The sequence below is a fragment of the Kushneria sp. Sum13 genome, from assembly GCF_052692355.1.
On record NZ_CP199847.1, the window covers coordinates 3,097,362 to 3,118,141 of the forward strand.

The 20,780-nt window shown below is 58.1% G+C and carries 15 protein-coding genes; 5 read left to right on the forward strand and 10 right to left on the reverse strand.

The genetic code is table 11. From position 1 onward, the window contains the following. Positions 1-1,089, forward strand: coding sequence for a calcium/sodium antiporter (locus tag ACUN8C_RS14380; RefSeq protein ID WP_445619850.1), 1,089 nt, complete (start codon positions 1-3; stop codon positions 1,087-1,089). 283 nt (positions 1,090-1,372) lie between these two features. On the opposite strand, the gene ACUN8C_RS14385 is transcribed toward ACUN8C_RS14380, so the two are convergent. Next, on the reverse strand, positions 1,373-2,143 hold the full coding sequence (locus tag ACUN8C_RS14385) for a Crp/Fnr family transcriptional regulator (protein ID WP_445619851.1): 771 nt from the start codon (positions 2,141-2,143) through the stop codon (positions 1,373-1,375). Positions 2,144-2,577: 434 nt separating this feature from the next. Between ACUN8C_RS14385 and ACUN8C_RS14390 the strand changes: the two genes are divergently transcribed. Both ACUN8C_RS14390 and ACUN8C_RS14395 read left to right on the forward strand, forming a co-directional pair. After that, positions 2,578-3,315: a Crp/Fnr family transcriptional regulator gene (locus tag ACUN8C_RS14390; RefSeq protein ID WP_445619852.1), complete on the forward strand. Its 738-nt coding sequence runs from the start codon at positions 2,578-2,580 to the stop codon at positions 3,313-3,315. A gap of 47 nt (positions 3,316-3,362) precedes the next feature. Next, entirely contained in the window at positions 3,363-4,064 is a 702-nt protein-coding gene (locus tag ACUN8C_RS14395; RefSeq protein ID WP_445619853.1) for a hypothetical protein, read from the forward strand. 136 nt (positions 4,065-4,200) lie between these two features. On the opposite strand, the gene ACUN8C_RS14400 is transcribed toward ACUN8C_RS14395, so the two are convergent. Together ACUN8C_RS14400 and ACUN8C_RS14405 are read right to left on the reverse strand one after the other, a co-directional pair. Further along, positions 4,201-5,214 (reverse strand): diguanylate cyclase domain-containing protein, encoded by a 1,014-nt coding sequence (locus ACUN8C_RS14400; RefSeq protein ID WP_445619854.1) that lies wholly within the window; start codon positions 5,212-5,214, stop codon positions 4,201-4,203. Further along, positions 5,135-9,640 (reverse strand): CHASE domain-containing protein, encoded by a 4,506-nt coding sequence (locus tag ACUN8C_RS14405; protein ID WP_445619855.1) that lies wholly within the window; start codon positions 9,638-9,640, stop codon positions 5,135-5,137. Before ACUN8C_RS14405 ends, ACUN8C_RS14400 begins: the two co-directional genes overlap by 80 nt. A gap of 187 nt (positions 9,641-9,827) precedes the next feature. Here ACUN8C_RS14405 and ACUN8C_RS14410 point away from each other — a divergent pair, with 187 nt between their 5' ends. Then, a complete protein-coding gene (locus ACUN8C_RS14410; RefSeq protein WP_445619856.1) occupies positions 9,828-10,094 on the forward strand; it encodes a DUF4113 domain-containing protein in 267 nt (88 codons plus the stop codon). 12 nt (positions 10,095-10,106) lie between these two features. Here ACUN8C_RS14410 and purU read toward each other — a convergent pair whose 3' ends face one another. The 6 genes from purU to glyA all read right to left on the reverse strand — a co-directional run bounded on the left by purU (position 10,107) and on the right by glyA (position 17,811). Further along, positions 10,107-10,973: a formyltetrahydrofolate deformylase gene (gene purU, locus ACUN8C_RS14415; RefSeq protein WP_445619857.1), complete on the reverse strand. Its 867-nt coding sequence runs from the start codon at positions 10,971-10,973 to the stop codon at positions 10,107-10,109. Positions 10,974-11,114: 141 nt separating this feature from the next. Then, positions 11,115-11,750, reverse strand: a complete 636-nt coding sequence (locus tag ACUN8C_RS14420) for a sarcosine oxidase subunit gamma (RefSeq protein ID WP_445619858.1) — start codon at positions 11,748-11,750, stop codon at positions 11,115-11,117. After that, positions 11,743-14,784 carry a sarcosine oxidase subunit alpha family protein gene (locus ACUN8C_RS14425; protein ID WP_445619859.1) on the reverse strand — a complete coding sequence of 1,014 codons (3,042 nt, stop codon included), beginning with the start codon at positions 14,782-14,784 and terminating at the stop codon, positions 11,743-11,745. The genes ACUN8C_RS14420 and ACUN8C_RS14425 overlap by 8 nt, the downstream gene beginning before the upstream one ends. Beyond that, a complete protein-coding gene (locus tag ACUN8C_RS14430) occupies positions 14,781-15,170 on the reverse strand; it encodes a sarcosine oxidase subunit delta (protein ID WP_445619860.1) in 390 nt (129 codons plus the stop codon). The genes ACUN8C_RS14425 and ACUN8C_RS14430 overlap by 4 nt, the downstream gene beginning before the upstream one ends. A 12-nt stretch (positions 15,171-15,182) precedes the next feature. Then, positions 15,183-16,433 (reverse strand): sarcosine oxidase subunit beta family protein, encoded by a 1,251-nt coding sequence (locus ACUN8C_RS14435; RefSeq protein ID WP_445619861.1) that lies wholly within the window; start codon positions 16,431-16,433, stop codon positions 15,183-15,185. Between the two features lie 46 nt (positions 16,434-16,479). Then, complete coding sequence (gene glyA / locus ACUN8C_RS14440) at positions 16,480-17,811, reverse strand: serine hydroxymethyltransferase (RefSeq protein WP_445619862.1); 1,332 nt, start codon at positions 17,809-17,811, stop codon at positions 16,480-16,482. A gap of 365 nt (positions 17,812-18,176) precedes the next feature. On the opposite strand from glyA, the gene fdhA reads away from it, so the two are divergent. Beyond that, on the forward strand, positions 18,177-19,364 hold the full coding sequence (fdhA, locus tag ACUN8C_RS14445) for a formaldehyde dehydrogenase, glutathione-independent (RefSeq protein WP_445619863.1): 1,188 nt from the start codon (positions 18,177-18,179) through the stop codon (positions 19,362-19,364). Between the two features lie 281 nt (positions 19,365-19,645). Here fdhA and ACUN8C_RS14450 read toward each other — a convergent pair whose 3' ends face one another. Next, on the reverse strand, positions 19,646-20,752 hold the full coding sequence (locus tag ACUN8C_RS14450) for an FAD-binding oxidoreductase (RefSeq protein WP_445619864.1): 1,107 nt from the start codon (positions 20,750-20,752) through the stop codon (positions 19,646-19,648). Positions 20,753-20,780: the final 28 nt, after the last annotated feature.

Here is a 20,780-nt window from a genome sequence, read left to right on the forward strand (position 1 = left end):
ATGACACTGATGACCTTCGTGTATCTGGCCGCAGGCCTGGTTCTGCTGGTGGGGGGAGCCGAAATACTGGTGCGGGGGGCATCGAAGCTCGCCGCTCTTTTTGGCATATCACCGCTGGTGATCGGGCTGACCGTGGTGGCCTTTGGTACCAGCGCGCCGGAAACGGCCGTTAGCGTACAGTCGGCACTGAGTGGCAAGGGGGATCTGGCAATTGGTAACGTGGTCGGCAGCAACATTGCCAACGTGCTGCTGATTCTGGGCCTGACAGCCCTGATCGCGCCGCTGATTGTCTCGCGTCAGCTGATTCGCCTGGATGTCCCTCTGTTGATCGCCGCTGGAATACTGACCTGGGTGCTGGCTGCCAATGGCACGCTCAGCCGTCTTGATGGCGCCATTTTATTTGCAGGAATTATCGCCTACACAGTGTACATGGTGAAAAGCAGCATGCGTGAGAGCAGGGAAGAGCGCGTGCAGCAGAGCGTCGAATCCCCCGTTGAAGCTACGCCAGCACGAAGCAATGCCTGGGTACTCAATCTGGTGATGGTACTGGCGGGGCTGGCGCTGCTGGTAGGCGGTTCTCACTTCCTTGTAGAAGGCGCCACGACACTGGCCCGCGCGCTGGGGCTTTCCGATCTGGTGATCGGCCTGACCGTGGTGGCCGTCGGGACCTCCCTGCCGGAGCTTGCCACCTCGGTTCTGGCCGCCGTACGCGGCGAACGCGATATTGCCGTGGGCAATGTGGTGGGCAGCGGGTTATTTAATCTGCTGTGTGTACTGGGGCTGGCCTCACTTGTATCGCCACAGTCGATTGTTGTCTCGCCCAATGCTTTGGCATTCGATTTCCCGGTCATGATTGCCGTGTCGATCGCCTGCCTGCCGATTTTCTTTACCGGTTACCGAATTGATCGCTGGGAAGGGCTGTTGTTTTTTGCCTACTACATCGCCTATACCGCCTATCTGGTGCTCTATTCGACCGGACAGGACAGCGCCACCCTGCTGGGCGACGCCGTATTGTTCTATGCATTGCCCCTGACCACGGTCACCCTGGCAGTACTGGGCATCAGAAGCTGGAAGGCCCAGCGCGCCTGATCATGATATCGGTATGAAGGATATCTGTTACGAAAGACGGCGCCCTTACGGCGCCGTTCTCTGTTGGCTGACATCACTCATCGCGACACATGGGAGCCCGGCTCCAGAATCTGTAGGTCATGTCCCTTCATGTCAGTAACAAAATCAACACAAATCATTAGAATTAATTAATTTAAATTATATAGATTGCTACTGAAAAGCATCACAATGAACGCTCTATCAGGGAAGATAGAAACGTTTTCGGGTAAAGGGAATTACCCCGGTCAAGGAAGACAATATTGATTCAGGGCGAAAGGATTCGCTTTTCTTTTTTATTGATCAACTCGCCCTTATGGTTCACCAGTCGTTTATCCAGATGCAGATAAACAGCGTCAAATTCGGCCACCTCTTTCAGGCCTTCAGGGTCAATGACCGTCAACTCCTTGCGTGCAAGGGCAATCAGCCCCTTTTGGCGCAACCGCTGTAACACCCGATTGATATGGACCGGCGTCAGACTCAGCGCCTCGCCAAGATTGGCCTGGGTCATTGGCATCTCCAGCGTGTTTCCCTGTATGAGACCGGCAATCTGAAAGCGCACAAGCAGCTCACAAAAAAGATGAGCAACACGCGCTTCAGCGCTGCGCAGGCCAATGTTGAGGATCCAGTGCCGGGCCACGGCTTCATCCACCATTAAAGACCAGAACAGGGCCCGGGCAAGGCGGGGAAAATCCTCGATGATCCGATTAATACTTTCTTCAGGCACCATGCCAACGGTCGTGGTCGTAATGGCGCGTATCGAGTGATCCATCCGGGACAGCAGGGTGACATGAAGATCACAGAGATCTCCCTTGATCAAATACCCCATGACCTGTTCACGCCCATCAGAGAGCATCTTGCAGCGGCATGCCCAGCCATCAATGATCAGATGGACGGCGGGAGGATTTTCGCCTTCCTTGATGATGTAATCGCCATTTTCAAGGCGCTTTTCCCGCGTGGGCGCTGCGCGCAGCATCCTGACTTCGCGTTTTTCCAGATCCGTATAGTGCTTAAGCTTTTCAAGCAAAGGATCGATCATGGCAGCACTCCAGGTAGAGAGATCATCTCAACATGTTATTGGAACGAACAAAAGCCTTGCGCCAATTGACCCTTATTCGGCCATCCGGATTATCAACCTAAAGCAATTATCGCTGTTTTACTGAACAGGACGTGCACAAAAAGACTCTGTTAACGAACAATAATTCGAATAAGTGATGATTAAAAATCAAGTCATTCAAAGTCAAACAGTGTCCGTTAATTAAATGTTACAGCAAGCACCCCCCAATGCTACATGAGCGCTTTTTTTACAGGCCTCTACTAATCTGGGTTATTTATTTTAACCTGCTCTCACGGGATATATTAAGCAGGATAATGAGAGGCGCCCAGAGCATGCGCTATCAAAAGAGGTTAACCCACTCTCCTTCCAGGATATTTCAGGCTCATTCAGTCGGAGGATGCGACAAGGGAACGTGCATGTATTCATTTATCAACAAAATGAATTTCTACTCCTGTTTGACCCAGGAAGAAAAGGCCGCCATTCAGGAGTGTGTTGACGGCAAACATCGCTTTGCCAGAGGGCAGAGACTGGCAAGTGCCGGTGAGAAGTCGGACAAGGTCAACATTGTCACTGATGGCTGGGCCTGTCGTTTCAAGACTGCCCATGACGGTACCGATCAAATCATTTCCCTGATCCTGCCCGGTGACCAGTGTGAAGATATCTCTTCCGTTCACTACCGCCCGGGCTACAGTGTCAAGGCGCTGTCGGATATCCGCCTGACCCGACTGGATCGCCAGAAGTTTCTTTCGCGCCTGACGCCCGGTTCAGGTCTTGCCAATGGCCTTGCCTGGTCCTCGGTCGTGGATACTTCCATGATGGGAGAGTGGCTTTTAAACGTCACTCGCCGACCGGCCGCCATGCGCCTGGCCCATCTGCTTTGCGAGCTGTTTACCCGCTATGCCATCATTGGCAGGACAGACGACAACAGCATGTATTTTCCGCTGACCCAGGTGGCTCTGAGCGAAGCGCTGGGGCTTTCGCCTGTCCACCTTAATCGCTCCCTGCAACTTTTGAGACACAAGAAACTGGTCTCGCTTTATCGCAAGACACTGACCATCCTTGACTGGCGGCAGCTCGCAGAATTTGCCGATTTTGACAAAAATTATCTTCATATCAGTGGCAAACTGCCGGTCAGTCTGCGGCTCGTCTCATGACCTGTTTGCGCTGAATATCGCACCCCATAACCCAAAGAGTTTTTTAAATGTTTTCCTCGCTGGATAGCCTGTGGCAGTGGATTACCGAAAATGCGTCCACGTTCAGCGGGATTACCAGCGTAGGGATGCTGATCATCTGGGCTGCCTATCTACAGCTTTTGCTGCACAACTTTCGGATGCAGCGCCGCCCCCAGATCATCATCAATCGAGGCAAGGGGCGGGATATCAACTCGGTGTGCCTGTTCAGCAACATGAGCAAGCAAAGCGTCTTTATCGATCTTGTCATGGCACGGATCACCACTTCAAAAACGCAGTGGCTCTGCAATGTCACCGATATCGTCGATGACTCGGGCCAGCCGGTCAGCCTCGACCGTCATGACAAGGGTAGAGACATCAGCCTTCATGAATTCACCCGTCAGGGGCCCATGGTCTCGGGCGATTACATGGATGCAGGCACTTTTGGCAACATGATTCGACAGGCCGGGTTTGCCGGAGGCATCGAGTTTGATGAGAATCACGACATTGCCGGCGACGATGAACTGGTGTCGATCGAGATCAGTCTGATTGCCAATTTTGGCGCAGAACACCATCAGATTGGTGCCCGTCGAACATTCCACATTCAAAAAGCCGACGATGGCCGCGTCCTGCTGGTGCCGGACGATGCCCGTACCGAGCAGTTCAAGACACGCCGGCAACGCCGCACCCTGCAGCGATGGCGACGTGAGCTGGAAGACGTGCCCGACAAGTGACCCATAAGGTCGCCAAAAACCCTGAGTCCGGGCGTTGGCAGTCATCGGAGGAAGTCTCATATCGGGGCGAGGCGTTCGAAAAGCGCTCCCTTCTCTTCTCGAGCTGGCCCTGCAGAAAATCACTACACAGCAGAAATTAACTGCCAAACCGAATGCGAGCGCGCCCGGCCTGCTTGGCCTGATAAAGCTGCTTGTCTGCTGCCTCCATCAATACCTGCGGTCTGTCCATCGCGTTGGCCATCATCGCCGAAACCCCCATCGACACAGTCAACAACTGCCCGATCTCGGAGCCCGAATGTTCAAGCTGAAGGGCCTGGACACCAGCCTGCATGCGCTCGGCAACCACCACTGCGCCATTCAAATCAGTATTGGGTAACAGGCAGACGAATTCCTCGCCGCCATAGCGCGCCAGCAAATCGTATGGCCGATTAACCGTGGTGGCCAGCGCACCGGCGACAGATCGCAGGCACGTATCGCCCTGCAGATGTCCGTAGTGATCGTTATAGCGTTTGAAATAATCGATATCGATCATGATGATCGAGAGCTCGGTCTTCTCGCGCAGGCTGCGTCTCCAGGTTCGCTCCAGTTCCTCATCAAACTTGCGACGGTTGGCAACGCCGGTAAGACCGTCAAGCTGAGCGAGGGAGCGCAGCATGTCGCTCTGATATTTGAGCGTCAGATGGGTATTAACACGCGCTCTGACGATTATCGGATTGATCGGCTTGACGATGAAATCTACCGCGCCGAGCTCCAGACCAAGCACCTCATCTTCTTCGGTCCCTTGAGCCGTCACGAAAATGACGGGGATATCACGGATTTTCGGATCCTTCTTGAGACGGCGACACACCTCATGACCATCAAGCCCTTCCATGTGCACATCGAGCAGGATTAAATCAGGCGACAATTTCCGACATGTCTCTAAAGCCTGCTCGCCGGTCATGGCCATGAAGATGTCGCACTCTTCTCGAAACAATTCATGCAGGGTCAGAATATTAATGCGCTGGTCATCCACCAGCAGCAGCCTTGGTTTTCTCTGTGAACCTTTCAGCCAATGTTGCATGAATAATTCCTTAGACCGAATCCAGCAACTTCTGGCCAGCCGATATGGATGCCGCAAAATCCAGCGACCTGACCAGATCAACAAAGGCATCGAATTGGGCTCTCAGCGCTTGTGGCGTCACCGCTTGCAACGCTTCGCTTTGCTCAATGGCCTGCATATTACTGTCTTCCAACAGCTTCATAATCGTTTTCATCCCCTCGCGCCATTGCGCTTTGGACAGCGAGTCAGAGCCGGCGGGCGAGCATTGACCGGGCGGCAGATCAAACGCGGCTCTCAACATCTCGTCGCTCGTGCGCAAAACGCTGGTCAGTGCTTCAATCAATGAGGCATCGGACAATAGCGCTTTGACACTGGCGTCATCATCATGGCGCAAGCGATGCTCCATCTCCCCGGCCAGCCGCGAGAGTGATTGCGCGCCCATGGTAGCGCTGCTGCCCTTGATGGCATGCAACACGGAGGCGGCTCCGGTCGCATCGTATTGCGCCATCCGAGCCTCCAGGCGCACGAGTTGACTTGCCTGGTCCTGGGCAAAACGGCTTAACACATCGCAAATCAATGCATGGTTGCCGCCAAAACGTCGCTCGATCGCGTCGATGGGCTCCAGCACCGAATCCTGCGACGCTGCCTGTGTCTGCGCTGCGGGCTCAACGCCGACCTGGCCGGTATGGCGCAATAACGTGGCCACCATTTTGTCCAGATCGATGGGCTTGCCCAGGTGGTCATCCATACCCGCCGCCAGACAGGCCTTTTCATCCGAACCTGAAGCATTGGCCGTCATGGCGATGATCTTTACCGCCCCTCTGGCGGCATCCAGGCGGATCCGACGGGTGGCTTCCAGGCCATCGATATCGGGCATCTGGATATCCATCAGCACCGCATCAAATGTCTTCGCGCCATTGGTGGCCAGCTGCACGCCTTCAATCCCCCCTTCGGCAAGGGTGACCTGAGCGCCCTCCCCCTGTAAAAGCTCGAAGGCCACCTGACGATTGAGCATATTGTCCTCCACCACCAGCAAACGCAGCCCGTCCAGACGCCGGGGTTGCGCCGCGCGCCGACTGGCGAGTGACGGTTCAGCCGTCTGCTCTTCATTCAACAATCCGTAAATGGTATCCGCCAGCTGTAAAGGCGTTATCGGCTTGCTGAGGAAGCCTGCAAAAGGTACTTCACCCTCCTGCCGGGCATCACATAGCACTTCACGCCCATAGGCCGTAATCATGATGATCATGGGCATACGTTGCCCCTGGCCTTGCTGATGGATCAGGCTCGCGGCGCTCAACCCATCCATGGTGGGCATTTTCCAATCCATCAAAATCACATCGTAGCCCTTGCCCGCCTGCTGCATCTGTTGTGCACGTTCCACCGCCTGCAGGCCGTTGTGCACCAGATCGGCCTGCCACCCCAAAGCCTGCACCATGCGTACCTGAAGAAGACCGGCGACCTCATTGTCGTCTGCGATCAGCAGGCGCATTGGACGGTCAGTGCCCGGGCATGAGGCACGTAGCGGCGTCTTTTCAGCCATCCCCAGCTCGAGGTCAAACCAGAATCGACTACCCACCCCGGGCTCGCTGCTGACCTGCAACTCGCTGCCCATCAGGTTGATCAACCGTCTGGAAATCACCAATCCCAAGCCAGTGCCACCAAAGCGCCGGGTCGTTGAAGCCTCTGCCTGGGTGAAACCATCAAAGATCCGTGTCAGCTGATCGGGGCTGATCCCGATACCGGTATCGGTCACTTCAATGCGAATCTGTAGCACTTCGTTTTGCCGCTGAAGCTCCTGCACTCGGACAATCACCTGACCCGTATGGGTGAATTTGAGCGCATTGCCGGCCAGGTTGATCAGCACCTGCTGCAGGCGCTGGCTGTCGCCGATCAATGTACAGGGCAGTTGTGGGTCCAGATCGAACAGGACTTCAACTGCCTTGTCGCCCTGATTGCCTGACAGCACCACTGCCAGGTCACGCATCAGAGGTTCCAGCTCGAAGGCATGTTCATCCAGCAATAACTTGCCGGCTTCGATCTTGGAATAGTCGAGGATATCGTTGAGCAACCCCAGCAGCGATTTCGCCGCGCTCTCTGCCTTGCTGACGTAATCCAGCTGGCGAGTGTTCAACGCCGTGTTCTGTACCAGGTGCAGCATGCCCAGCACGGCGTTCATCGGTGTGCGGATTTCGTGGCTCATGTTGGCCAGAAAATAGGATTTGGCGGCGCTGGAGGCGTCCGCCTGCTCCCTGGCATACAGCAAGCGTGACTCCAGCTCGCGCTGCGCGGTGATATCGCGGTTGATGCCGGTGACCCTGAGCACGCGCCCCATGGCATCGCGCTCGACCTGAGCACCGGCCTGTACGAAGCACTCGTCACCGTCCGGTCGTACGATGCGGAACACGGGGTCATACCTGGCCCCATTCGTCAGCATTTGATTCAGCCGGCCTTCAGCCATCTCAACATCGGCCGGGTGCACACGGGCGCGCCAGTGCTCATAGTTCAGCCCGGATTCGCGCAAGCCAGGAGGCAGACCGAAGATCTCGAACATGCGGTCATTCCAGCTCAAGGCGTTATCAGCGGGGCTCCAGGACCAGATACCGAGCCCGGCCACTTCGGCGGCCATCAACAGCTGATCCCGGGCCGAGACAAGCGCAGCCTCGGAGGCTTTACGCGACGTCTGATCAATGGCAATGGCCAGATAGCCGGTACATACATCCTGTTCATTGCGCATGGCCGTGATCACCTGGGAAACCGGCAGTCTTGAGCCATCCCTGCGAACATGGGTCCACTCTCTGGTTTCCGCGATGTTGTGTTCGGCCCTGTAAACCAGCGCCCGAAAGCCCTCTACGACCTGGCCGGCCCCAGACGTCAATTCATGCGAGTAAGCCGCCACCTCTTCACTCAGGTGGAAATCGACCAGATTGCCCCGATCCATTAACTCTGCCGCGCTGTATCCCAGCATGCGCTCGGCGCCGGTGTTGAAAATTTGAATGATGCCATCGCAGTCTGTAGCGATGATGGCGACCTCGGAGGCCGAGCGCAGAACATTGCCCAACAACAGGTTGAGCCCGTGGAGTTTGGCGGTACGGTCAGCCACCTGAGCTTCCAGACTGCTGTTGAGTTCGCGAATCCTTTTCTCTGCCGCAACCTGTTGAGAAATATCTCGCACCGTTGTTGAGACCCCCACAACCCTCCCGCTGGAGTTACGGATAGGTGACGCGGTAATTGAAACGGGGATCAGATGCTGATTTTTGTGCTGGCGCAGAGTGCTGAGGCCGGCAACAGGTTTGCCGTTACAGATAGAGGCCAGTATCACTGCCTCCTCATTGCGCTGATCTGCGGGAATCACAAGATCAACGAAACGGCGTCCGATCGCCTCTTCGGCACTGAAGCCAAACATGACCTCAGCGCCCCTGTTCCAGCTGGTTATCGTGCCATTGATGTCCTTGCCAATAATGCCGTCGACCGAACTTTCCACAATGGTGGCCAGTCTCTCTTGTTCCGAGATAACCTGCATTTGTCGTGTCCGGCTGAGATTCAGGACACCGAACAAGCCCGCCAATAGACCCGTCAGCATTATTCCAACGCTCAGCACCAGCCAGGGAGAGAGCTGGTGAAGCTGTCTGATAAACAGAGGATGGGCATCGAAGTGCAGTTGCCAGCGGCGGCCAAACACATCGCGCACTGTGGTGTGTGAAAACACGACTTCCCGAGACGCGGCCTCGGCAGATCGGTAAAACACGACGCGATTGGCGGGATCGGTAATGTCACTCAGTTCAAGACTGACGCCCTTTTCCCGCAAATGTAAGCTACCGAGCACTTCATCAGTGATCAACGGCGCGTAGCTCCAGCCAAACGCCTGCGCTTCGCGCGCGGCAACCGTATCCGGCGTGACCCCGCCACGGTAAATCGGCATGAGAATCAGGAAGGACTGCCGGGGTAACCCCGTCGCCTGTACGAGCGTAATCGGCCCGGTGAGCTGTACCTCTCCGCTGCGCATGGCAGACAGTGCGGCCTGCCTGCGATTGGCTTCAGACGCGATATCCAGACCCACGGCCTGCCGGTTGCGCTCGACCTCGCTGACGTACTCAATGACATAACGCTCTGCATCATGCGGGGCAAGCTCGCGGATCTTGAAATCGGGCCAGCCATCGGCCCGTGCCCGGGCGAGAAAAGTGGCTTCATCCTGACGCGCGACACGGCGGATAAAGCCGAAACCCCGAGCCCCCGGAAATTCCCCATCAACATCACGGCTGCGGCTGTAACCATTGAAATGCTCACGGCTAATGGCCCCTTCCCCCATGCCCTGAATCGCGCCACGAGTGCCTCGCAATCCATATTCGTAAAGCTTCAGACGGTTGAGCACAGCATCAGCGGTGTTTTCTGCAGCCGCGATGGCCACCTGCTCAGCACGCTGATGGTTAAAGTTGGCCATGGCGAGGCTGGCAGCCACACTGAGCATCATGCCAGCGATTAGACCGAGGATGACCCCACGACTGGCATAGGGAGAAGGAATCTTTTTATTGATCTGCATATCAGCCCTAATGCAAGGAGGATCAGTCGCCGAAAACGACGTTTGACATCCACGCCGTCGCCTTCAAAAAAATTTTTCCTGAACGCTTTCCAGGTTTTAACGGCAATGGCAGGCGAATGCTTAGCGTCTATATCGCTTATTAGACCTTCTTGATGCTGGCGTCGAGCAGTAGTTTGATGTCTTTCAAATGCTGCAGTCGGGCGCAGGGGGCCGCCTGGTGGCAGCGCTGGAGCAGCTCAACACCCGCTTCAGGCGCAATACGGTGACGATTGGAGGGCCGCGTCAGGACGTCGACGGGCAGTTGCGCTGTGTGTATCGGACCAACCGGTGGTCCACGCATTGGGAAGAGCTGCCCGCGGCCAGACTAACGCAAGGCAACCCTGGGATCGGTAATGACAGGGCGGGGCCGACGCCCTTGAAAAGCGCCGCAAAGAGGCCCCGCCTGGCTGTTTGACTGAAAAACAACTCAGTGACCGAGGACGACCGTTCGGCCCGAATAGAGAAATACGCGACGTTCGAGATGGTAGCCGATCGCGCGTGACAGGGTCAGACACTCGATGTCACGCCCCTTGGCGACCAGATCTTCCGGATAGTGGGCATGGTCGACCGTCTCGACGCCCTGGGCAATGATGGGCCCTTCATCAAGATCATTGTTGATGTAGTGCGCCGTGGCGCCCACCAGCTTGACGCCCTTTTCATAGGCCTGATGGTAGGGTTTAGCGCCCTTGAAACCAGGCAGCAGGGAATGGTGGATATTGATGGCCCTTCCGGCCAGCACGTCACACATGTGCGCTGACAGGACCTGCATGTAGCGTGCCAGAATGACCAGCTCGGCATCGGTGCGCTCGATGATGTCGAGAATCTGCTGCTCCTGCGCCTCGCGGGTCTCCGGGGTGACCGGCAGATGATACCAGGGCAGGCCATGCCACTGGGCCAGCGGCTCAAGGTCGGGATGGTTGGAGACGACCGCACAGATTTCCATCGGCAGCTGATGGGTGCGGTAGCGATACAGCAGATCGTTTAAACAGTGATCGGCCTTTGAGACCATGATCACGACTTTGGTGCGCTTGTTGGGCGGCGTCAGTTCAAATGACATGTCGAACTCAGTCGCACGCTCGCCGAAATCCCTTTCAAAGGCCTCAGCGCTGAAGTTGTCTTCCAGCGGGCGAAACTCGGCGCGGATGAAAAAGCCCTCAGTCAGTCGATCATCAAAGGAGTTGAGCTCTGTGATGTAGCAGCGCTGCTCCTTGAGAAAGCGCGTGACGACATCCACGGTGCCCAAAATGCTGGGGCACTGCGCCGCAAGGATCCAGGTATCAGCGGTTCGGGTCATGGCATTTCTCTTGTTGTGGGTAATAGAGCAGATGACGGTTGGAGCAGATGACGGGTAGAGCAGATGATGGTTAAAGCGGCCAGGCAATAGCACGGATGAAAAAAGGCCGGGAGCGTCTGCCCCCGGCCCTCTCATCAGGACTTATCGTGTGACGCTGACGCCATACTCTTTTGCGGCGTCGAGCAGCCAGCGATAGCAGTAATCGGCGAAGCTTCGACGAATCACCAGCTCCCAGCCATCTTCTTCCGGCCTGCGCAGGATGACGGTGGCCTTGGCAAAGACCGTGGACACGCCCTTGCCGACCGGAAACACCTCTTCGTGCACATCATAGGAAATGGACTTCATGAGCACGTCGCGCGACGCCTTTCCCTTCAGCGACAGAACGGTCTGACCGCCACCGACGTTGACGATGCTGAAGTGCGACTGTCCCAGCGACTGGCGCAGCTTCTGCTCCAGCGCAAACTCCTCACCGCCGGGCACAATGACCAGCCACTCATCGGGCGACAGCCACTGGATCGAGCGCTCCCCGCTGTCATCACTCACCAGCGCCAGCGGGCGTGCCGGCAGAGCCATGCCCATGACCTCACGCACTGCCTCATCCATGACGATGGCACCGCCACGCAGGATCAGATGGCCCAGAAAGGGCTTCTCACTCAGGATGATTCCCGGGTTAGAAGCATGCGGCAGCGATTTCTGCTCGTGCAGCGACCATGCAAGCGGTGACTCCGCCTTCGAATCGTCGGCCGGGCGGGTCTCGAATTCCTTGACGTCAGACATTCTGGCGCTCTCCCTTGGGATCGATAAAGATGGTGCTGACGACTTCAGCCTCATGCGTCTTGCCATCGGACATGGGCAGATAGACGGTCTCGCCCATGCGCTCGCGCCCGTTTTTCAGTACGGCCAGCGCAAAGCTGCCTTTAAGTGACGGACTGTAATAGCTCGAGGTGACGTGTCCCATCATGGTCATGGGGATCGACTCGTTGGGATCAAGCACGATCTGGGCACCCTCTTCCAGCACGATGCTCGCATCCTTCGGCTTGAGACCGACCAGCTGCTTGCGGTCACCCCGCATGGTGTCCGGGCGGCTCAGGGCACGCTTGCCGATCCAGTGGAACGGCTTGTCGTAACCAATCGCCCATTGCATGCCAAGATCTTCAGGCGTCACCGAACCATCGGTGTCCTGACCGACGATGATCAGACCCTTCTCGGCGCGCAGTACGTGCATCGTTTCCGTGCCGTAAGGCGTCAGATTGTACTTCTCGCCGTGTTCGAACAGGGTTTTCCAGACGTGCATGGCGTAGTTGGCCTGGACGTTGATCTCATAGGCCAGCTCACCGGTGAACGAGATACGGAACACACGTGCCGGGATACCCGCCACATTGCCTTCCTTCCAGTCCATGAACTTGAACTTTTCGCGATCAAGGTCGATGTCGGTGACTTCCGACATCAGCTTGCGCGCGTCGGGCCCGGTCACGGTCATGGTGGCCCAGTGGTCAGTGACCGAGTTGAAGTAGACCTGCAGCTCGGGCCATTCAGTCTGATGCCACAGCTCCAGCCACTCCAGCACGCCTGCCGCACCACCAGTGGTGGTGGTCATCAGGAAATGGTTGTCCCCCAGACAGCTGGTGGTGCCATCGTCCATCAGCATGCCGTCGTCCTTGCACATCAGGCCGTAACGAACGCGACCCGGCTCCAGCTTGGCCCACTTGTTGGTGTAGACGCGACCCAGGAACTCACGGGCATCCGGGCCCTGAATGTCGATCTTGCCCAGCGTTGACGCATCCAGGATGCCAACGCCTTCACGCACGGCCAGGCACTCGCGGGCCACGGCGTCATGCATGCTTTCCTTTTTGCCATTGGCGTTGCGCGGGAAGTACCAGGGGCGCTTCCAGAGGCCCACATCCTCGAATTCGGCACCGTTTTCAACGTGCCACTGGTGCAGCGCGGTATAGCGTTTGGGGTCAAAGAGTTCGTCGCAGTGACGTCCCACAATGGCGCCGAAGGTGATCGGCGTGTAGTTGGGACGAAACACCGTGGTGCCGACTTCCGGGATCGAGCGGCCCAGACAGCGCGCGGCAATGGCCATGCCATTGATGTTGCCCAGCTTGCCCTGATCGGTACCAAAGCCCAGCGCGGTGTAGCGCTTGACGTGCTCGATGGACTCGAAGCCTTCACGCGTGGCCAGTTCGATGGCGGACGCCGTGACATCATTTTGCATGTCCACGAACTGCTTGGGAGCCCGCAGTCCCTGTTTTTCGTGCGGCGCCTGATAGAGAGCGCAGGACGGGCCGTCGCGACGTTCCTTGACATCCGGCAGCTTGAGCTCTTCAGCGTCCTCGAACCCGCTGTCGATGGCGGCCTGACGTCCGGCGCGAGCGCCATCGGCCAGCGTCTCACCCAGCGCGTAATGGCCGGCCACGCCACCGGTTGAAATCATGTCTTTCACGTCACCGGGCAGAAAGCCCAGCATGTCTTCGTGCCACTTCGGACGCGTGCCGGTGTGTGACGACAGGTGAACGACCGGGCTGTAGCCACCGGAGCTTGCGATGGTGTCGCACTCCAGATCCTCGATACGGCCGGTGACCACGAAATGATCCAGGTCGACCGCTGATACGCGGGCGCCGCTGACACGTTGAGTGCCCTTCGCCTCGATCACGGCACTGCCGGTGATCACGCGGATGCCGCTGTCGCGGGCCTGGCGCACCAGATCACCGTCAGGATTGGCACGCGCATCCACGATGGCCACGACCTTGCGGCCCGCTTCCTGCCAGTCCAGTGCCGCACGATAGGCGTGATCGTTGCTGGTGGTCAGCACCAGGCTGTTGCCGGGCACCACCGCATAGCGACGGATGTAGGTCGACACGGCGCCGGCGACCATGTTGCCGGGCAAGTCGTTGTTGGCATAGACCACCGGGCGCTCATGAGTACCGCTGGCCAGCACCACACGCGTGGCACGAACGCGGTGCAGACGGGCACGTGCCTGCCCCGGGAAACCGGCATCACTGGCGGTATCGGCCAGATGCTCGGTACGCCGCTCATGCAGCGTGACGAAATTGTGATCGTGATAGCCATTAGCGGTGGTGCGCGGCAGCAGCGTCACGGTCGCCATGGAGGCCAGTTCGCTGATCGTCTTTTCGATCCAGGCAACGGGAGAGGTACCGTCAAGCGTTTCGCGACTGTCCAGCAGCGAACCGCCCATTTCTTCCTGCTCATCACACAGGATGACGCGTGCGCCACCACGGGCAGCGCTCAGCGCCGCGGCCAGACCGGCAGGGCCAGCACCAATGACCAGCACATCACAGTGATGATGCATGTGGTCATAGATGTCCGGATCGGATTCAGTCGGGGCACGGCCAAGCCCTGCGCCCATGCGGATGTACTTCTCATAGGTCATCCACATTGAAGCCGGCGACATGAAGGTCTTGTAGTAGAAACCCGGCGGCATGAAGTTGCCGCCCAGCTTGCCGACCCAGCTCATCACGTCACGCTGGACGTTCGGCCAGCCGTTGGTGCTGCGCGCGACCAGGCCATCGTAAAGCGCCTGCTGCGTGGCACGTACGTTGGGCACCTGGGTATCCTTGCGCGCTCCCAGCTGCACCAGGGCATTGGGCTCTTCGGCGCCGGCGGCCACGATGCCGCGGGCACGGGAGTACTTGAAGCTGCGGTTGACGATGTCCACGCCATTGGCAAGCAGGGCGGAGGCCAGCGTGTCACCGGCGTAGCCCTGATAGCTCTGGCCGTTGAAGTTGAACTCGAGGCCGTGCGAGCGATCAATGCGCCCGCCTGTCGAAATGCGATTGCTCTGGGTCATGACGAGGCCTCCTCGTTAAGCGCCTTGTTCTCGGGCTGCGCACCGACGGTCTGCCAGCCGCCATCAGCCACCTGGACCCCATTTTCATGATGAATCTCGGGGCTGTCTGCCGTAATGGTCGGCTGCTCGCCCATCGGATAGGTCTCGAGGATTTCGTAGGTCACCGTGTTGCGGGTGATGTTGAAAAACTTGCGACAGCCGACCGAGTGCACCCACATTTCGTGGTGGATACCGCGCGGGTTATCGCGGAAGAACAGGTAGTCGCCCCACTCCTCGTCGGTTGTGTTTTCAGGGTCTTCGGGGCGCATGAGATGGGCCTGGCCGCGGGGATGAAACTCCTCTTCCTCGCGGTGCTCCTTGCAGTAAGGGCAAAAGATATAAAACATGTTGGGCTCTCCTCAGTGCGCCACGCCAGCGGCGCCGTGTTCATCAATCAGCGCGCCGGTATGGAAACGGTCGATGGAAAAGGGTGCCGCGATCGGATGCATTTCACCCTTTGCCAGACTGGCAGCAAAAACGTGTCCCGAACCGGGTGTGGCCTTGAAACCACCGGTACCCCAGCCGCAGTTGAAATACAGTCCCTTGACCTTCGTCTTGGACAGGATCGGACAGGCGTCAGGGCAGGTATCCACGATGCCGCCCCACTGACGGTTCATGCGAACCCGCGAAAACATCGGGAACATCTCGACGATGGCCTGCAGGGTGTGTTCGATGGTGGGATAGCTGCCGCGCTGACCGTAACCGAGGTAGCCGTCGATGCCGGCCCCGATGACCAGATCGCCCTTGTCCGACTGGCTCACGTAGCCGTGAACGTGGTTGGACATGGTGACCGTATTGAGAATCGGCTTGAGCGGCTCGGAAACCAGTGCCTGCAACGGATGCGACTCCAGCGGCAGCTTGATGCCGGCCATTTTCGCCAGCACACCCGAGTTGCCTGCCGCCACACAGCCCACCGTATGGGCTTCGATGTCGCCACGGTTGGTGTGGACACCCAGCACCTTGCCATCGCGAATCTTGAAGCCGGTCACTTCGGTGTTCTGCAAAAGATCCACACCGTGTGAGTCGGCACCGCGGGCAAAGCCCCAGGCGACCGCATCGTGGCGTGCCACGCCGGCACTTTTCTGCCAGGAGGCGCCCATGATCGGATAGCGCGCCCGGTTGGTGATGTCGATCTCGGGCTCGATTTCCTTGACCTGCTGAGGCGTGACCACTTCGCTGTCGATGCCGTTGAGACGGTTGGCATTGACGCGACGCTGGATGTCACGCATGTCCTGCAGGGTGTGGCCCAGGTTGAGCACCCCACGCTGGGAGAACATCACGTTGTAGTTCAGATCCTGTGACAGACCCTTCCACAGATCCAGCGAGTGGTTGTACAGCCGCCCCGCTTCGTCCCACAGATAGTTGGAACGCACGATGGTGGTGTTACGCGCCGTGTTACCACCGCCCAGCCAGCCCTTTTCAATCACGGCGACATTCTTGACGCCGAATTCCTTTGCCAGGTAATAAGCCGTGGCCAGCCCGTGGCCGCCGCCGCCCACGATGATGACATCGTAGCGCTTCTTGGGCTCTGGGTTACGCCACTGGCGCTCCCAGTTTTCATGATGACCGAACGCATGTTTAACCAGTCCGAAGCCGGAATAACGTTGCATGACTTTCTCCTTGATCGGCTCCTTCGGAGCCTTCTGTCGGCCGTATTCAGACTACGGAGGTTTCACTCTCGAGCCGCTGATTCGCTCTGGCCGTACTTTGACCATAGACGGGATAACGTGCGCACAGTGACTCCACCCTGCCACGAACATCACTTTCGACCGACTCGATATTTTTCTGCGCTGCAAGCGCATCCAGAATGTCACAGATCCAGGACGCCAGTTCCTGACAGTCCTTCTCAACGAATCCGCGAGTGGTCACGGCCGGGGTGCCGATACGCAGTCCCGAGGTCACAAACGGGCTTTGCGGATCGTTGGGTACGGCATTTTTGTTAACGGTGATGCAGGCGCGCTCAAGGGCGGCATCGGCATCCTTTCCGGTGACACCCTGCTTGATCAGGGAGACCAGAAACAGATGGTCATCGGTGCCACCGGAGACCACGTCAAAGCCGCGGCTGATGAAGACATCGGCCATGGCGCGCGCATTGGCAATCACCTGACGCTGGTAGTCGGCAAAGTCCGACGTCATGGCTTCCTTGAACGCCACGGCCTTGGCCGCGATCACGTGCATGAGCGGGCCGCCCTGCTGGCCCGGGAACACCGCGCCGTTGAGCTTTTTGTAGAGCGTCTCATCGCTGTCGGCTGACAGGATCAGGCCGCCACGCGGACCGCGAAGGGTCTTGTGTGTGGTTGTGGTCACGACATGGGCATGGGGCAGCGGGCTCGGATAAAGGCCCGCGGCAACCAGACCGGCGATATGAGCCATGTCGACCATCAGATAGGCGCCGACTTCATCGGCAATTTCGCGAAAGCGCTGCCAGTCGATCACACGTGAATAGGCCGAGAAGCCTGCGATGATCATTTTGGGCTGATGCTCGCGGGCCAGTGAGGCCACTTCGTCGTAATCGATCTGCCCGGTGTCGGGATTCAGGCCGTACTGAACGGCGTTGTAGTACTTGCCGGAGAAATTCGGGGCGGCGCCGTGGGTCAGGTGGCCGCCATGGGCCAGACTCATGCCGAGAATGGTGTCGCCCGGCTTGACCAGCGCCATGAATACGGCCGCATTGGCCTGAGCGCCGGAGTGCGGCTGAACGTTGGCGTAGTGGGCGCCAAACAGTTCGCAGGCGCGCTCGATGGCCATGGCCTCGACCTTGTCGACGAACTCGCAGCCACCATAATAGCGGCGTGCCGGATAGCCTTCGGCATACTTGTTGGTCAGCTGCGAGCCCTGCGCCTGCATGACATAGCGGCTGGTATAGTTTTCGGAAGCGATCAGTTCGATATGCGCTTCCTGTCGCTGTGTTTCTTCAGCGATCGCCTCGGCCAGGGCTGCGTCGTAATCAGACAGCTGTGCACTGGGGGAGAAACCATGATGAAGCATCACGCCTCCTTATCATCAAATCATTTGTTATCTGGAATTGGTCGCGTGCTCTGCCAGGGGTTCCTATCGCACGCTATCCTGTTGCGATGGTATCGCTGCTCCCCTGCCCTGAAATGCTTGCCGACGTCACCACCTGGTGTATTTGCGACATGACTGTCATTACACGACAGGCATACGACCATGGGATAACGACGTCGCGCAGCCACCTTGCGACGTCGCGCACGGACAACTCTCCCTTTCGTGGCTGTTCCACTCTAGAGCTCCAGGCATCCGTCCCGGCCGTTTTTTGCACCTTTATGGTGCGTCAGCGCGCCCTGCTGGCCTGGTATCTTTAAACGCAAGTGATGGCACCAGGAGGTTCCAGCATGTCAGACAATCGCGGCGTGGTTTACATGGGTGCGGGCAAGGTCGAAGTACAGGACATTGCCTACCCGAAAATGGAAACGCCCAACGGCAAGCCCATCGACCACGGAGTCATCCTGAAGGTGGTGTCCACCAACATCTGTGGTTCGGATCAGCACATGGTGCGCGGTCGTACCACTGCACCCCAGGGCATGGTGCTGGGTCACGAGATCACCGGTGAAGTCATCGAAAAGGGCAGTGACGTCGAATTCCTCAATATCGGCGACATCGTATCCGTGCCCTTCAACGTGGCCTGCGGCCGTTGCCGTACCTGCAAGGAAGGCCACACCGGCCTGTGCCTGCACGTCAATGATGATCGTGCCGGCGGTGCCTATGGCTACGTCGACATGGGTGGCTGGGTTGGCGGTCAGGCGCGCTACGTCATGGTGCCGTATGCCGATTTCAACCTGCTCAAGTTCCCGGATCGTGATCAGGCGATGAATCAGATTCGCGACCTGACCATGCTCAGCGACATTCTGCCGACCGGTTTCCACGGCGCGCTGAAAGCAGGCGTTGGCGCAGGGTCAACGGTCTACGTGGCTGGCGCAGGCCCGGTCGGTCTGGCTGCTGCCGCCTCCGCACGTCTTCTGGGTGCTGCCGTGGTCATGATCGGCGACTTCAACCATCAGCGTCTGGAACATGCGCGCAAGATGGGCTTTGAGCCGATCGACCTGAACAAGCACGACCGTCTCGGCGAAATGATTGCTGCCGTCGTCGGCGAGCCCAGCGTTGACAGCGCCATCGATGCCGTTGGTTTCGAGGCCATCGGCCATGGTGGCAAGGAGCAGCCTGCCGTCGTGCTCAACCAGATGATGGAAGTGACTCGCGAAGGCGGCTCCATCGGTATTCCGGGGCTGTACGTGACCGAAGATCCGGGTGCGACCGAGAAAGCCGCACAGACCGGCAGCCTGAGCCTGCGCTTCGGTCTGGGCTGGGCGAAGGGTCACTCCTTCCATACCGGTCAGACACCGGTGGTTCAGTACAACCGCCAGCTGATGCAGGCTATCCTGCACGGTCGTCTCAACATTGCCGAGATCGTCAACGCGCAGGTCATCTCGCTGGAAGACGCACCGCAGGGCTACGAGCAGTTTGATGCAGGCATGGCCAGCAAGTTTGTCCTCGACCCGCACGGCATGCTCGGCGCCGCCTGATCGAGCCTGACGACATGCGCTGCTTTTGACGACACATAACGTCATGTCAAAACGTCGCATGACAAAAAACGCTCATGACCACAGGGTCATGAGCGTTTTTTTAATGCCGGCTTTCAGAGGTTTTCAGAAGCAGGGATCAGGATGTTTGCAGAGGCCGGCATCAGGATGGTGACTCGACACGGGCGACCATGTTTCATCGCACACGTTTCATCGCCACCCGTCCCCGCCCTCCCCGCTTGTGACGGCCACCGATGACCATCGGATGTCAGAAGCCCGGGGGTTTAGAAATCCACCACCAGGTCGCCCTTGACGCGGCTGCAGCACGACAGGATATAACCCTCTTCGACGTCCTCGTCGGTGATCCCGCCATTGTGGTCCATATCGACTTCGCCTGACTTGAGCTCGACCCGGCAGGTGCCGCAGATGCCCATACCGCAGGCCTTGGGAATATGCAGACCCAGCTGGGCTGCGGCGCTGTGGACCGTCTCGCCCACCTGAACCTGAACGCTCTTGCCGGAGCTTGCAAACTCGACGGTGACCAGATCGGCCTCGACGATATTTTCGGCCGCCTCTTCGGCCATCTCGGCCATCTCGAGCGCCTCTTCCTTGACATCGGCAGGCGTCGCACCGAACAGCTCTTCATGGTAGTGATCCATGTCGAAGTTGTTCGCGCGCAAAATGTTCTTGATCGCGTTCATGTAGGGCACGGGGCCACAGCAGAATATCTCGCGCTCAAGAAAGTCAGGTGCCATGAGCTCCAGCATGGGCTGGGTCAAAAAGCCTCGATAGCCGGCCCACGCCTCGCCGATGTCCTCTTTCTTTTCACAGACGATGTGCAGCTTGAACTCGGGGATACGCGAGAACATGTGCACGAGTTCGCGGTGATAGATCACATCGCGCGGCGCGCGGGCACTATGGATGAACTCGACATCCACATTGGCATTGGTGTCAAAAAACCAGCGCGTCATCGACATCAGCGGCGTCACACCGACCCCACCGGACAACAGCAGGACCTTGTCGGCCGGAAAATCGATCGAGTTGAAGTTACCGACCGGGCCGTGGACGGCAATCTTGTCGCCGACGCTCATGTTGGCGTGCAGCCAGTTGGAAACCTTGCCGCCCGGCACCTGTTTGACGGTAATCGAGAAACTGTAGGGGATGGAAGGCGAGCTGGAGATCGTATACGAGCGCATGACCTGCTCGCCGTCGATGTCCAGTTCAAGCGTCACGAACTGCCCGGGCTTGAAAAAGAACAACACGGGCTGTTCTGCCATGAAGCAAAAGGTGCGCACATCAGGGGTTTCCTGGATGATCTTGACGCAGCGAACCTCGTGGCGGCCGTTGGCCCAGGTCTGAGTTGTAACCGGATTGAAGTAGTTCATTGTCATGATATTCTCTGCCTGGCAGTGCCGCAGC